Here is a 14,708-nt window from a genome sequence, read left to right as displayed (position 1 = left end):
GCCCGGCCCGGACCGGTGCGTCACCCGGTCGGGTGCTTCCCGGGCGGTATCCGCCGGATCGGAGCGTGTCGCCGTGGTCCTTCCCCGATCATGCCCCTGTGACTGTGCAACGTCGAAGTGCCGTGAGCCGCCGGGTCGTTCCGGCCGCGCTCGGCGCCCTCAGTGTCCTCAGTGTCCTCAGCGTCGTGTCCGTGCTCCCCGCCCCGCCCGCCGCCGCGCGGCCGGCCCGCCTGGACGGCCGTCCCGCGGCGCCCCCGCCCCGCGAGGTCACGGCGGCGGAGGCGCGCACGGACGCCCACCTCCGCGGCCTGCGGAACCGGCCCGCCGCCCTGCGCGACTTCTTCCGGGACCTGCCCAAGGGCGGCGACCTGCACAACCACCTCTCCGGGGCGGTCTCCACGGAGTACCTGATCGAGCTGGCCGCCGAGGACGGGCTGTGCATCGACACCGCGACGCTGACCGCCGTCGTCCCGCCCTGCGGACCCGGCACCCGCCCCGCCGCCGACGCCCGCACCGACCGGGCCTTCCGGGACGCGGTGATCCGGGCCTGGTCCATGCAGGACTTCCCGTCCGGCGGGAACGGACACGACCACTTCTTCGACGCCTTCGGCAAGTTCGGCGAGGTGACCTGGCGGCACCGGGGCAAGCTGCTCGCCGACGTCGCCGACACGGCCGTGCGCGCCAACCAGTTCTACCTGGAGACGATGGTCACACCCGCCTCCGAGGGCGCGAGGAAGCTGGCCGCCGAGGCCGGCTGGGACGACGACCTGGCCGTCCTGCACCGCCGGCTCACCGCCGGCGGCGGACTGGACAAGCTGGTCGCCGAGGCCCGCGCGGAAGCCGACGAGGGCGACGCCGAGTTCCGCGCCGCCGAACACTGCGACACCCCGCGGGCCCGGCCCGCCTGCGCCCTCACCGTCCGCTGGATCTCGCAGGCGTCCCGGGGCGGCGCGCCGGAGCGGGTCTTCACCCAGCTCGCCCTCGGCATGCGGCTGGCCGAGGCGGACCCGCGGTTCGTCGCCGTCAACCTCGTCCAGCCCGAGGACGGCGAGCGCTCCCTGCGCGACTACGCCCTGCAGATGCGCATGGTCGGCTATCTGCGCACCCGGTACCCGAAGGCCCATGTCACCCTGCACGCGGGCGAGCTGTGGCCCGGACTGGTCAAGCCGGAGGACCTCAGGTTCCACATCCGCCAGGCCGTGAACGTGGCCCGCACCGAGCGGATCGGACACGGCGTCGACCTCGTCCACGAGGACGACTGGCGGCGCACCGCCCGCACGATGGCGGACCGCGGGGTGGCCGTGGAGGTGCCCTTCACCAGCAACGCCCAGATCCTCGGCGTCAAGGGTGCGGACCACCCCTTCGCCACCTACCGCCGCTACGGCGTCCCGGTCGTCCTCGCCACCGACGACCCCGGAGTGTCCCGGACCGGCATCAGCCACGAGTACCAGTACGCCGCCGCCACCTACGGCCTGGGCTATCCCGAGCTGAAGGACTTGGCCCGCGCCTCCCTGGAGTACGGCTTCCTGCCCGGCGCGAGCCTGTGGCAGGACAGGCCCGCCGCCGGCGGCTACCGCCCGGTCCGGGCGTGCCGCGCCGAACACCCCGGTCTGCCGGTGCGCGGTGCCACGTGCCGGCACCTGCTCGCGCAGAGTGCCAAGGCCCGTCTGGAGTGGCGCCAGGAGGCCGCCTTCGCCGCCTTCGAACGGACCCACAGGGGCTGACGCTCTCCGGCCGGCGCCCCGCCCCGCCGGGGCGCCGGCTCCGTCCCGGTCCGCGCACACCGGTGCCCCGGCGGGGCGGTGCCGCGGCCCCGGACGGCCGGCCCGGGCCGGAAAGCGTTTTTTGGCCGGGAACAGCCCTGCCACACAAGCGGCGTTCCGCGTTCCGCCGTGGCACGTACGTCGTGTCCACGCCAATACCGTCCCGTGCGCCACGGTTCTGCCGCACCCGGCGGCCCTCCGCCGTCCACCGCGCCCGGCGTGCGCGTATACGACGCGTGACCCTTCGTCACGACATCCCCGCGGGTTCTTCACACGGCGATCACTTCAAGCCGATCCGGATACGGCCCCGTGCACGGGTGCAGACGCCGCACCCGGCGCGTACCTAGCCTCCCGGGCCATGCGATCACCTCTGCCGAGACGCCTCGGTCTCACCGCCGTCCTCGCCCTCCTCCTCGCCCTCTTCGGCCTGGCCCCGAGCGCGAGCGCCGACCCCGCGCCCGCCACCCTCACCTTCGCCGCCAACGCCGCCACCGCCAAGCCCGGCGGCACCGTGAACCTGTCGATGACGATCACCAACAACAAGACCTACGACATCTGGTTCGTGTACCAGACCATCGACCCGACCTGGCTGACCACCCAGCGCCCGGACCTGAAGTACAGCTTCAGCGGGTGCAGCCTGGCCACGGCGAGCGGCAGCACGCCCTGTTCCGGGACCGGCCCGAGCAACCTCGGCGGCAACTACGGCGCCACCATCCCGCCCGGCCAGAGCCGCACCGTCACGCTGACCCTCCAGGTCGCCGCCGACTCCGGCTGCAACGGCAACATCGGCTTCTACTCGTACTTCTACGCCGAGTTCAGCGACAGCACCAACGTCAACGGCGGACCCGTCTACACGCCCGAGACCCGGGTGCTCTGCGCCTGACAGACGCCTCGCTCCCGGTGGCCCCGATGACCGGAAACGGCCTGCGGGCGCGGGCCCGCACCGCAGGGGCCGCGACACCTCGCCGGCGGGCCGCCACGGCCCGCCGGCGTGTCACGGAACCGCCGGACCAGCCAGCCGGACCCCGCCCCGCACCGGACCCTCACGCGGCGGCGACGGGAAAACAGTCCGACAGGTTGTCTCCACAAGTCGATCAGTAGCCGCACTTTTCCGTCAGGTTTCGTAACTCGACCACAAAAACTCCACAGAGACATCACCATGTGACGCGACGGATGCGTCGACGACCGGCTTCTGAGGGGGCGCCGGGGTCACGCGAGGGGGTGCGTCCGCTCCATGGGAGCCGTGCTCGCCCCTGCCCGGGGAGGGAACAACACCGCATGAAGCGGACCATACGCACCACCGCGCTGACGGTGGGCGCGCTCATCGCCGCGCTCGGCCTGCCGGCCGGTCCGGCCCAGGCCGGCACCACCGCGCCACGCGTCGACCTCAGAGTCCTGGTGGTGACTGACGGTGGTCCGGCCACCGACGCCATCGCCGCCGAACTCGACGCCGCCGGAACGCCCTACACGAAGGTCGACCTCACCCGCACCGTCCGGCCCGTCATCGACGCGGGATTCCTCGCCGACACGGTCGACGGCCGGCCGCGCGCCAAGTTCCAGGCCGTCGTCCTGCCCAACGACAACCCGTTCCCGGCCGGCAGCGCCGAGATGAGCGCGCTCGCCTCCTACGAACAGACCTACGCCGTCCCGCAGGTCGACGCCTACACCTACGCCCGGCCCCAGGTCGGCCTCCAGGTTCCCACCCTCGGCGGCTACTCGGGCAGCGTCGACGGCATCCGCGCCCAGGTCACCGCCGCCGGGAAGGGCGGCCCCTTCGGCTACCTCGACGGCACGGTGCCCTTCGAGGACAACGCCCCGGACGTCGGCGAGAGTTACGCCTACCTCTCCGCGCCCGCCGCCGGCGCCGACTTCACCCCGTACGTCCAGGCGCCCGTGCCCGGCACCACCCGACAGGGCTCCCTGGTCGGCGAGTACCGGCACGACGGCCGGCGGGAACTGGTCGTCACCTTCGTCTACAACCAGTACCAGCAGCAGTTCCGGCTGCTCGCCCGCGGGATCGTGGAGTGGATGACCGGCGGCGTGCACCTGGGCGCCGCCCGCAACTACTTCGCGGTGCACGTGGACGACGTCTTCGCCGCCGACGACCGCTGGGACACCCAGCTCAACTGCACGCCCGGCGACGTCGACTGCGCGAACGGGGCGGGCACCCCCCACCCGATCCGCATGGAGCCGGCCGACGTCGACTACGCCGCCGCCTGGCAGAACAGCCACCACATCACCCTCGACATGGTCTACAACGGCGCCGGCAGCGTCGACCAGCGCGAGGACAACGACGGCGTCGACCAGCTCGCCGACAAGCTGATCGCCGATCGCGGCACGTTCCGCTGGGTCAACCACACCTACACGCACGCCTTCCTCGGCTGCGAGCAGAACGTCACCGTCGTGCCGTGGACCTGCGCCACCGACTTCGACGGCAGCACCAAGTGGGTCGGCCTCACCACGATCGACTCCGAGATCGCCACCAACCGCGTCTGGGGCCAGACCGCCGGACTCCCGCTGGAGAACGACGAACTCGTCACCGGCGAGCACTCCGGACTGCGGATCCTGCCGCAGCAGCCCCAGGACAACCCCAACCTGGCTTTCGCGCTCACCGTCGAGGGCGTCAAGTGGCTCGCCTCCGACAACTCCCGCGACCCCGAACAGCGCCAGGTCGGACCGGCCACCACCGTCTCCCGCTACCCGATGAACGTCTTCTACAACGCGGGCCGGGCCGCCGAGCAGGTCGACGAGTACAACTGGCTCTACACCAGCCGCGCCCAGGGCGGCAGCGGCATCTGCGAGGACAACCCGGCCACCACCACCTGCCTGCCGGCCCCGCTGGACACCACCACCGGCTACACCGGGTACATCGTCCCGCTGGAGACCCGGATCGCCCTCGGACACGTGCTGTCCAACGACCCCAAGCCGCACTTCATCCACCAGTCCAACCTCGCCGAGGACCGCATCGCCTACGCCGTCCTGAACGGCGTACTCGACGGCTACGACGCGCTGTTCGCGGACAACACCCCGGTGGTCAACCTGCGGATGAAGGCCATCGGCGGCGAACTCCAGCGCCGCGCCGCCTGGAAGAGCGCCGTCCAGGCCGGCCGCGTCACCGCCTACCGCATCGGCACCGCCGTCACCGTGCAGGCGCCCGGCGGCACCGCCGTCCCGGCCACCCTCCCCACCGGCACCACCGTGAACGGCGCCGCCTTCGGCACCGCCTACGCGGGCGCGGTCTCCGGCTGGACGAACTCGTCCGGCACCGCGCTCGGTTACACCCTGCCGTCCACCCCCGCGGCGCCCGCCGCGCGCCCGGACGGCACCTCCGCCGCCACCGCCCCGGCCCCGCGCACCAGGGTCCCGGCAGGCGTGCGCGAACAGGTCGCGTCCCACCCGGACAGCTGAACGGCGCACCGGTCCGCGGGCCCGTCCGGCGCTCCCCACCGGGACGGGCCCCGGTCCCGGCCGTCCACCGACGCCCCGGGACTCGCACGTCCACCCCACACCTCGGCCGTGGAGCGCCATCGATGCACGTTCAGCACGGCGCGCGCCGCCCCGGCGCGGCGCACGTCACCCTGCTCACCGAAGGCACCTACCCGCACAGTCACGGCGGCGTCAGTGTCTGGTGCGACCAACTCGTCCAGGGCATGCCCGACCTGGACTTCGACGTCATCGCCGTCACCGGCACCGGACGCGAGCCCGTCGTGTGGGACCTGCCCGCCCACGTCCGCAGCGTGCTGTCGGTGCCCATGTGGGGAACGCCGCCCGAGGGCCGCCCGCCCCGGGGCCGGGCCCTGGCCCGGCTCGCCGACGCCTACGAACGCCTCCTGACCGCCCTGCTCGACCCGCACGCCGAGGACCGGTTCCCGGCCGCCCTGTACAGCCTGGCGCGGGCCGCCGCCGAGGGCACGCTCAGCCCGTTCCTGCGCGGCGACCGGGCCGTCGCGGTCCTGGCCGCGGTGTGGAACCGCCCGGGACTGGCCGTCCGGGAGGCCCGGCCCACCCTGCACGACGCGGTCACCGCCACCGCCCTGCTGGAGCACGCCCTCCGCCCGCTCGCCGCGCCCCCGCCCCGGCACGGCGTGGCCCACGCGGTCAGCGGCGGCGTCGCCGTGCTGCCCGGCCTGGCCGGCCTGGAGCGGTACGAGGTGCCGCTGCTGCTCACCGAACACGGTGTCTACCTGCGCGAGCGCTACCTCGGCTACCGCACCGCCCCCTACCGCTGGCCGGTGAAGGCCGTCGTCCTCGGCTTCTTCCGGCTGCTGGCCGAGGAGAGCTACCGCCGGGCCGCCCTGATCACACCCGGCAACCGCTACAACCGGCTGTGGGAGGAAGAGGGCGGCGCCGACCCGCGGTCCATCCGCACCGTCTACAACGGCGTGGACCCGGAGGCCTTCCCGCCCGCCGGCCCCGAACCCGCCGTCCCCACGCTCAGCTGGGCCGGCCGCGTCGACCCCATCAAGGACCTGGAGACCCTGATCCGCGCCTTCGCCCTGGTCCGCGACGAGATACCCGGCGCCCGGCTGCGGCTCTTCGGCGGGACACCCCGCGGCGGAGAGGCGTACCGGGAACGCTGCGAGGCGCTGGCCGCCACCCTGGGGCACGCGGACGCCGTCACCTTCGAGGGCCGGGTCGACGACATCAAGGACGCCTACGCGGCCGGGAACATCGTGATGCTCTCCAGCATCAGCGAGGGCTTCCCGTTCACCCTCATCGAGGCCATGTCCTGCGGCCGGGCCACCGTCTCCACCGACGTCGGCGGCGTCCGCGAGGCCGTCGGCGACACCGGCCTCGTGGTGCCGCCCCGCGACCCGGCCCGGATGGCGGCGGCCGCCCTCGAACTGCTCGCCGACGCCGAACGGCGCCGGACGATGGGGGAGGCCGCCCGGCTCCGCGTGATCGAACAGTTCACGCTGCGCCAGACCATCGACACCTTCCGCTCCGTCTACCTCGAACTTCCCGCCCCCGAGCGGCAGTTCACCGCCCCGGCCGCGCCGGGGCGGGACCTGCGCGTCGCCGCGGGGAGCCTGGCCGGATGAGCGGGCCCATGGCGCTCGAACCGGGCGGCGCCGAACAGGACACCCTCGCCCTGCGGCTCGCCGGCACACCCGCACGGGGCGACGACCACACCCTCACCCTGCGGCTGCCCGGCCACGGACCCGACCCGGAGGCGGTGAGCCGGCTCGCCGCCGCCCTCGCCGACCGCGTCGGCCCCGCCGTCCACCCCTACGAGGTGGCGGCCCTGCTGGAGGCCGAGGGCCTGACCGCCGAGCAGATCAAGCAGCGGTACGGCCACCCGAACCTCTTCTCCCTCGCCACCGCGCTCTACGAACAGGTGCCCCGCACCTACCCGGAACCCGCGCCGGCGGCCGACCCCTGGCGCCCGGACACCGTCCGCTGCCTGCTGCGCGGCGTGCTGTTCGCCCTGCCCGGCCTCGCCTATCCGCTGACCGCGCCCCTGTGGCACCCGGGCCGGCACGCCGCCGCGCCGATCGTCGCCGGACTGGTCTCCTGGGCCTGGGGCCAGGCCCTCGGCCACCGCGCCCACCTGCGGATGGTCACCGGCCGCCGCGAGGCCGCCCGCACCCTGCTGGCCGGCGCCCCGGCCGGCGCGGCCCTCGCCACGGCCGCCGCCGCCCCGCTCGCCGGCGGCGGCCCGGTCCTGGCCGCGGCGGCGGCCCAGTCGCTGTACCTGGCCGCGGCCGGCGTCCTGCTCGTCCTGGCCCGCGAGCGGCTGCTGCTGGCCGCGCTCACCCCGCTGATCGCGGGCGCCGCCGTACTGCCCTGGTGGGAGCCCGGCCCGGCGGTGCGCGCCGCGCTGCCGCTGCTCGCCCTGCTGGCCACCCTCGCCGGCACCGGCCACGTCCTGCGCGGCGCCCTCGCCGCGCCGGCCGCCCCCGCCGGCAGCAGCCCCCGCCCGCTGTGGTCCCTGCCGTACGGGCTGTTCGGGCTGGCCGCCGGGACGCTGGTGCTGCTGGAAGGGCGGCACGAGCCGTACGCGGTGATCGTGCTGACGGTCAGCATGGGCCCCGCCGAATGGCTGCTGTACCGCTACCGGGGACTGTCCGTGGCCGCGCTGCGCGCCACCGCCACACCCGCAGGCTTCCTGCTGCGCTCCGCCGCCGTCCTCGCCGGCTGCCTCGGCGTCTACCTGCTGCCGCTGCTGCCCGCCGCCTACCTCACCGGCGCCGCGCCGGCCACCCTGCTGCTCCTGGCCGCCACCCTGTGGACCGCGCTGCTCCTCCAGGCGTTCGGCGCCGCCTGGCCGCCGGCGGTCATCTGTCTGGCCGCCGCCGCGGTGGCCGGCGCGCTGCCCCGGCTCGGCCTGCCGGCCGGCCCCGCCGCCCTGCCGCTGTGCTGCGGCGCCGCCGTCCTCGGCCTGGTGGCGTACGCGCTGCTGCTGCTCGGCCGGCCCGCCCGGCACGCCTGACCGCTCGTCCCCGCCCCAGCAGACCCACCGGAAGGACACCTGAGTTGACCGCAGCACCGCTCGCCGCCGTCACCGGAGCCGAGGGCTTCATCGGCTCCCACCTCACCGAGGCACTGGTCGCCTCCGGACACCGGGTCAGAGCCATGGCCCAGTACAACTCCTTCTCCTCCTACGGCTGGCTGGAGACCCTCGCCCCGGACGTCCTGGACGAGGTGGAGATCGTCCTCGGCGACGTCCGCGACCCCGGCTCCGTGCGCGCCCTGCTCGACGGCGCCGACACCGCCTACCACCTGGCCGCCCTCATCGCGATCCCGTACTCCTACCAGGCGCCGCACAGTTACGTGGAGACCAACGTCACCGGCACCCTCAACGTGCTGGAGGCGGTGCGCGCCCTCGGCACGCCCCGGCTGGTGCACACCTCCACCAGCGAGACCTACGGCACCGCGCAGACCGTGCCCATCACCGAGGACCACCCCATCAACACCCAGTCCCCGTACGCCGCTTCGAAGGCCGGCGGGGACCGGCTCGCCGAGAGCTACCACGCCAGCTTCAACACGCCCGTCGTCACCCTGCGGCCGTTCAACACCTTCGGTCCGCGCCAGTCCATGCGCGCGGTCATCCCCACCGTCATCGGCCAGGTCGCGGCGGGGGAGCGGACCATCACCCTCGGCGATCTGCGGCCCACCCGGGACTTCACCTTCGCCAAGGACACCGCGCGGGCGTTCCTCGCCGTCGGCACCGCGCCCGCCGAGAACGTCGTCGGCCGCACCTTCAACGCCGGCACCGGCGGCGAGATCTCGGTCGGCGACCTGGTCGCGCTGATCGGCAAGGTCATGGACACCGCCCTCGACGTGCGCGCCGACCCGGCCCGCATCCGGCCCGCCGACTCCGAGGTCATGCGGCTCGTCGCCGACGCCGGCCGGCTCACCGCGGCCACCGGCTGGAGCCCCGCCCACAGCCTGGAGCAGGGCCTCGTCCAGACCGTGGAGTTCTTCCGCGACCCGGCCAACCTGGCCCGCTACAAGACCGGCATCTACAACATCTGACCCGGCCCGCCACACCCCGGGCCCATACGGCACGACTCAACGAAGGAGGAGCCCCATGCACGCAGTGATCCTGGCGGGAGGCAAGGGCGTAAGGCTGCGGCCGTACACCACCGCACTGCCCAAGCCGCTCGTCCCGATCGGCGACCAGCACGCGATCCTGGAGATCGTGCTGCGTCAGCTGTCGGCCGCGGGCTTCACCCGCTGCACCCTCGCGATCGGCCATCTCGGCGAGATCATCCGCGCCTATGTCGGCGACGGCTCCCAGTGGGGCATGACCGTCGACTACGCCACCGAGGAGAGCCCCCTCGGCACCATGGGCCCGCTGCTGGGCCTCAAGGACCGGCTGCCGGAGACGTTCCTGGTGATGAACGGGGACATCCTCACCGACCTCGACTACGCCGACGTGCTGTGCCGCCACCGGGACTCGGGGGCGCCGCTCACCATCGCCACCTACGCCCGGAAGGTGCACATCGACTTCGGCGTGCTCACCACCGACGCGAGCAGGGTCGTCGCCTTCACCGAGAAACCCAGCATGGACTACCGCGTCTCCATGGGCGTCTACGGCCTCAGCCGTGCCACCCTGGACGGGTACACCCCGGGCCTGCCGCTGGGCTTCGACGAACTCGTCCTCGACCTGCTGAAGACCGGGAACCCGCCGCACGCCTACGCGTTCGACGGCTACTGGCTGGACATCGGCCGCCCGGACGACTACGACCGGGCCAACGCCGAGTTCACCAGCCGCAAGTCCCTGCTGCTCAAGGGAGCCTGAGGAGCACATGCGCATTCTCGTCCTGGGCGGCACCGGATATCTGGGCCGCCATGTGGCGGAGCGGCTGCGCGCCCTGCCGGGCGCGCACCTGCTCGCCGCCGGCCGCGACGGCGCCGCGGAGTTCGGCGCCGACCTCGCCCGCGACCGGCCGGAGCGGCTCGCCGAGACCCTGGCGGCGGCGGCTCCGGACGCCGTGGTGAACTGCGCGGGCGCCACCGGCGGCGACGCCGTGACGCTGGCCGAGACCAACGCCCGCGGGCCCGCGGTGCTCTGCGCGGCCCTGCGCGCGGCGGCGCCCACGGCCCGGCTGGTGCACCTCGGTTCGGCCGCCGAGTACGGGCCGGGCACGCCGGGCGAGCCGGTCGCCGAGTCCTCGCCCGCCTGCCCGGTCACGCCGTACGGCGCGACCAAGCTGGCGGGCACGCTCGCGGTGACCTCCGCCGCGCTGGACGCGGTGGTGCTGCGGGTCGGCAACCCGGTCGGGCCGGGCGCGCCACCGGCCAGCCTGCCCGGCCGGCTGGCCGCCCTGCTGGGCCCGGCCGCCCGGGACCCGGACGCGGTGCTGCGGCTGGGGGACCTGTCCGCCCACCGCGACTTCGTCGACGTACGCGATGTGGCCCGGGCCGTCGAGTCCGCCGTCACGGCGCCCGCCCCGCTGCCGCCGGTGCTCAACATCGGCGGCGGTCAGGCCCTGCCGGTACGGCGGGTGGCGCACGGTCTGGCCCGGCTCGCGGGTTTCCGGGGCAGACTGGAAGAGGGCGCCGGGGGCGCGGCAGGCTCGGCCCGGTCGGCCGCGGTGTCCTGGCAGTGCTCCGACATCTCCGCCGCGGCGGACGCCCTCGGCTGGCGGCCGGTGCACAGTCTCGACGACTCCCTCGCCGCGCTGTGGGCGGCCACCCTGGAGCGGGTGCCGTGAGCCTGCTGGTGCCGCTGTACGTACATCCCGTCGACGATCCCGCCGCCTGGCACCGGCTCATCGCCTCGGCGGACCGCACCTGGGCGGTGATCCTCAATCCGGCGAGCGGGCCCGGCGCCGCTCCCGACCCGGCGTTCCTGGCGGCCGCCCGGGCCCTGCGCGCGGCCGGGGCCCGTCTGCTCGGCTACGTCGACACCGACTACGGCGTCCGCGACCCGGCCCGGATCACCGAGGAGGCACGCCGGCACCGGGACTGGTACGGGGCCGACGGCTGCTTCCTGGACCGGGTGACCGCCGGCCCGGACGGCGTGCCGGCCTGCCGCCGGCTGGTGCGGGACCTGCGGCGGTCCGGCACCGGGACCGTCGTCCTCAACCCGGGCGTCCACCCGGCTCCGGGCTACGTCCGGCTCGCCGACCTGACCGTCACCTTCGAGGGGCACTGGAGCACCTACGTCTCCGCGTTCACCCGGCCCGCCTGGACCGTCCGGCAGCCGCCCGGCCGGCTGTGCCACCTCGTCTACGGCGTGCCCGAGGTCCTGGTGCCGCTCGCGGTCCGCACCGCGCACGAGCGGGGCGCGGCGGTGTGCGGGCCGGTGACGGGCGAACCACCCAATCCCTGGGCCGCGTTGACCCCGGCGCTGACCGGCGGCGAGGGTGTGGCAGGCTGACCGGACCAGCATCCGCACCAGGGGAGGCAGCGACCGTCATGGCCGTCATCCACCACACCACACTCCGACCGGCCAAGACCGAACTGCTCGCCGGCTGGCTGCCCACCCGCCCCTGGTACCGCGGCGGCCCGGCCCCGGTGCTGGAGCGGTCCGGCGGCTTCCGGCTGGACGACCCCGAGGGCGAGGTCGGCATCGAGTTCATCGTGGCCACCGACACCACGAGCCCGAGCCGGACGGCGTACCTGGTGCCGCTCACCTACCGCGGGGCGCCCCTGGACGGCGCCGGACACGCCCTCCTCGGCACCATGGAGCACGGCGTGCTCGGCACCCGCTGGGCCTACGACGGCTGCCACGACCCGGTGCTGGTCGGCGAACTGCTCGCGCTGATCGAGGGCCGGGCCCCGGCGATGGCCCAGAGCATCAGCGACACACCGGACCACGAGGTGACGCGCTCCTACACCGGTGCCCCTCTCGGCCGGGCCGGGTCCACGCCCGAGCCGGTGGACGACGAGGACGGCACCCGGCTGGCCGCGCCGCACGGCACGGTCCTGCACGTCCACCGGGTCCTCGCACCGGTCGAGGAGAACCCGCCGCTGCCGCCGCGGGGCGCGCTCGGCCATGTGGCCACCGGCTGGGCGGGCCCGGACGACAGCCGGCTGCGGGCCGTCCTCATGACCCTGCGCCCCGCCTGACCCCGCCACCGCCCCGCGCCCGGTGTGCGCCCACCGCCGCGCGCGGTGCCGGGCGGGACCGGTCTCCTTCCGGCCCGGCACCGCGGTGACGACGGCCACCCGCATGGGCTAGACACCGGCCGCGAACGGCTTCGTTGGGCGGAACCCGGCGTGCGCGCGGAGCCGGCCCCGGGTCAGATGGACTCGTGCGAACCCCCATACACCGCTTCCGCGGCCGGTCCCGCCTGTGCCTCACCGGCGCCCTCACCGGCCTGGCCCTGTTCCTCTCCAGCACCCCGGCCCTGCCCGGGCCGGCCGACCCGCTCGCGCGCGGCAGCGCCTACATGGGCATCGGCGTCCCCGCCCACGACGGCGTCACCGGCACCCCGCCCCCGGACTCCCGCGCCTCCCAGACCGAGGGCGTGGACGTCTCCAGCCACCAGGGCGACGTCGCCTGGCAGTCGCTGTGGGACAGCGGCGTCCGGTGGGCGTACACCAAGGCCACGGAGGGGACGTACTACACGAACCCCTACTTCGCCCAGCAGTACGACGGCTCCTACGGCGTCGGCATGGTGCGCGGCGCCTATCACTTCGCCACCCCGGACACGGCCGGCGGCGCGACCCAGGCCGACTACTTCGTGGACCACGGCGGCAGCTGGTCGAAGGACGGCAAGACCCTCCCGGGCGTCCTCGACATCGAGTGGAACCCGTACGGCGACGCCTGCTACGGCAAGTCCGCCTCCGGCATGGTGAGTTGGATCCGCGACTTCCTCGACCGCTACAAAGCCCGCACCGGCCGCGCCGCGGTCCTCTACACGGCCACCAGTTGGTGGTCGGAGTGCACCGGCGGCTACTCCGGCTTCGGCGCGGTCAACCCGCTGTGGGTCGCGCGCTACGCCTCCACGGTGGGCTCGCTGCCGGCCGGCTGGTCGTCGTACACCATGTGGCAGTACACCTCCACGGGACCGACGGTCGGCGACCACGACCGGTTCAACGGTTCCCAGGACGCGCTGCGGGAGTTCGCCACCGGCTGAGCGCCGCGCCCGGGCTCAGTCCACGTCCACGTCGTCGAACAGGGCGTGCATCGCGCCGAGCACCCGCAGGCAGGCGTCCACGTCCGCCGTGGTCAGCTCGCCGTCCACCCGGCGCAGCAGTGCGTGCTCGCGGGCCCGGACGGCACCGATCGCCGCCCGGCCCGGCCCGGTCAGCCGGATCAGCGGCGAACGGCGGTGCGCGGGGTTCGGCACGCTCTCCACCAGTTCCTGGCGTGCCGCGTCGTTCACCATGCGCTGCACGAACTGCCGGCTGAGCGCCTGGGCCCGGCCCATCTGCGGCACCGTCATGGGCCCCCGGGCGCGCAGCAGATCGAGTACCGCGCGGACGCCGACCGACAGGCCTTCGACCGGTGCCGCCTCCTCCACCTTGCGGTGCACCCGCCGGTAGAGCGGGCCGACCAGGTCGAACACTTCCGTGAGGCGTTCCGCCAACCGGTCCTGCGCGGCGGAAGAGGGGATGCGGTCGTCGTTCATACGACCAGGATGACACTTTGGTTGCCAACCCGCGAGAAGAATGACACCTTGGTTGTCATGACTGTGGAGCTGACATCCCTGCCCGTCCACTTCCTGCCGACCGCCGACGGCCGTCTCGCCTACCGCGAGGCCGGCTCCGGCACCCCTCTCGTCCTCCTGCACGGCGGCTTCGTCGACCACCGCATGTGGCAGGAGCAGATCCGGGCCTTCGCGCCGAGCCACCGGGTCATCGCCTGGGACACCCGCGGGCACGGCGCCTCCGACAACGCGACCGGCCCGTTCCGGCAGGTCGACGATCTCGCCGCGCTGCTCCGGGGGCTCGACGCCGCCCCGGCCGTCCTGGTCGGACTGTCGATGGGCGGAGGCATCGCGGTGGACTGCGCACTGGAGTACCCCGAGCTGGTCCGTGCCGTCGTCGTCAGCGGGTCCGGCACCAGCGAGGCCGCCTTCGCGCATCCCTGGGTGCTGGAGACCCTCGCCGCGCAGAACGGGTGCCTGGCCGCCGGCGACCTGGAGGGCTGGGCCGACGCGTTCGCGCTGTGGGCGGTCGGCCCGCACCGCGAGCCGGCCGACACCGATCCCGGACTGCTGCGCCGGATACGGCGGATGGGCCTGGACACACTCGGCAAGCACACGCCCGGCGAACCCGACCACCGCGTTCCCGTCACCCGCACCTGGGAGCGTGTGCCGGACATCAAGGTGCCCCTGATCGCGATCAACGGCGCCCTGGAATCCCCGGACCACCAGGCCCTGGCTACCCGTCTCACGGACCTCGTCCCGGGCGGTCGTACCGTCACCGTCCCGGGCGCCGCCCACTACCCGAACATGGAGAACCCGGCCGGCTTCAACGCCGAACTGGCCGCCTTCCTGGAGCGGTTGCCGTAACCGGGGCCCGCTCGGCCCTCCCCGGGAG

At 74.4% G+C, this 14,708-nt stretch carries 13 protein-coding genes; 12 read left to right on the top strand and 1 reads right to left on the bottom strand.

Annotated features, from left to right (window positions below):
* Window positions 1-98 precede the first annotated feature (98 nt).
* The 11 genes from ACH4OA_RS27130 (at window position 99) to ACH4OA_RS27080 (ending at window position 13,300) form a co-directional block, all read left to right on the top strand.
* On the top strand, window positions 99-1,724 hold the full coding sequence (locus tag ACH4OA_RS27130; RefSeq protein ID WP_397942138.1) for an adenosine deaminase: 1,626 nt from the start codon (window positions 99-101) through the stop codon (window positions 1,722-1,724).
* A 397-nt stretch (window positions 1,725-2,121) separates the two neighbouring features.
* On the top strand, window positions 2,122-2,646 hold the full coding sequence (locus tag ACH4OA_RS27125; RefSeq protein ID WP_397942137.1) for a hypothetical protein: 525 nt from the start codon (window positions 2,122-2,124) through the stop codon (window positions 2,644-2,646).
* A gap of 395 nt (window positions 2,647-3,041) precedes the next feature.
* Window positions 3,042-5,171 (top strand): hypothetical protein, encoded by a 2,130-nt coding sequence (locus ACH4OA_RS27120; protein WP_397971583.1) that lies wholly within the window; start codon window positions 3,042-3,044, stop codon window positions 5,169-5,171.
* Between the two features lie 122 nt (window positions 5,172-5,293).
* Window positions 5,294-6,805, top strand: coding sequence for a GT4 family glycosyltransferase PelF (pelF, locus tag ACH4OA_RS27115; RefSeq protein ID WP_397946945.1), 1,512 nt, complete (start codon window positions 5,294-5,296; stop codon window positions 6,803-6,805).
* Entirely contained in the window at window positions 6,802-8,196 is a 1,395-nt protein-coding gene (locus ACH4OA_RS27110; RefSeq protein ID WP_397971580.1) for a hypothetical protein, read from the top strand. Before pelF ends, ACH4OA_RS27110 begins: the two co-directional genes overlap by 4 nt.
* Window positions 8,197-8,240: 44 nt before the next feature.
* Window positions 8,241-9,242, top strand: coding sequence for a GDP-mannose 4,6-dehydratase (locus ACH4OA_RS27105; RefSeq protein WP_397942132.1), 1,002 nt, complete (start codon window positions 8,241-8,243; stop codon window positions 9,240-9,242).
* Window positions 9,243-9,297: 55 nt separating this feature from the next.
* A complete protein-coding gene (locus ACH4OA_RS27100; RefSeq protein ID WP_397942131.1) occupies window positions 9,298-10,011 on the top strand; it encodes a sugar phosphate nucleotidyltransferase in 714 nt (237 codons plus the stop codon).
* A gap of 7 nt (window positions 10,012-10,018) precedes the next feature.
* Window positions 10,019-10,927, top strand: coding sequence for an NAD-dependent epimerase/dehydratase family protein (locus ACH4OA_RS27095; protein WP_397971578.1), 909 nt, complete (start codon window positions 10,019-10,021; stop codon window positions 10,925-10,927).
* Window positions 10,924-11,595 (top strand): spherulation-specific family 4 protein, encoded by a 672-nt coding sequence (locus ACH4OA_RS27090; RefSeq protein ID WP_397971575.1) that lies wholly within the window; start codon window positions 10,924-10,926, stop codon window positions 11,593-11,595. Before ACH4OA_RS27095 ends, ACH4OA_RS27090 begins: the two co-directional genes overlap by 4 nt.
* Before the next feature lie 38 nt (window positions 11,596-11,633).
* Window positions 11,634-12,287: a 1,4-alpha-glucan branching protein gene (locus ACH4OA_RS27085; RefSeq protein WP_397971573.1), complete on the top strand. Its 654-nt coding sequence runs from the start codon at window positions 11,634-11,636 to the stop codon at window positions 12,285-12,287.
* 185 nt (window positions 12,288-12,472) lie between these two features.
* Complete coding sequence (locus ACH4OA_RS27080; protein WP_397971570.1) at window positions 12,473-13,300, top strand: lysozyme; 828 nt, start codon at window positions 12,473-12,475, stop codon at window positions 13,298-13,300.
* A gap of 15 nt (window positions 13,301-13,315) precedes the next feature.
* Here the strand turns inward: ACH4OA_RS27080 and ACH4OA_RS27075 are convergent, their stop codons facing one another.
* Window positions 13,316-13,795, bottom strand: coding sequence for a MarR family winged helix-turn-helix transcriptional regulator (locus tag ACH4OA_RS27075; RefSeq protein ID WP_397942122.1), 480 nt, complete (start codon window positions 13,793-13,795; stop codon window positions 13,316-13,318).
* Between the two features lie 57 nt (window positions 13,796-13,852).
* Here ACH4OA_RS27075 and ACH4OA_RS27070 point away from each other — a divergent pair, with 57 nt between their 5' ends.
* Window positions 13,853-14,680: an alpha/beta fold hydrolase gene (locus ACH4OA_RS27070; protein ID WP_397971567.1), complete on the top strand. Its 828-nt coding sequence runs from the start codon at window positions 13,853-13,855 to the stop codon at window positions 14,678-14,680.
* The last annotated feature ends 28 nt before the right edge of the window (window positions 14,681-14,708 follow it).

The organism is Streptomyces sp. NPDC017095 (assembly GCF_044332325.1).
Classification (GTDB): Bacteria; Actinomycetota; Actinomycetes; order Streptomycetales; family Streptomycetaceae; genus Streptomyces.
This window is presented reverse-complemented; position numbering and strand designations above follow the sequence as displayed.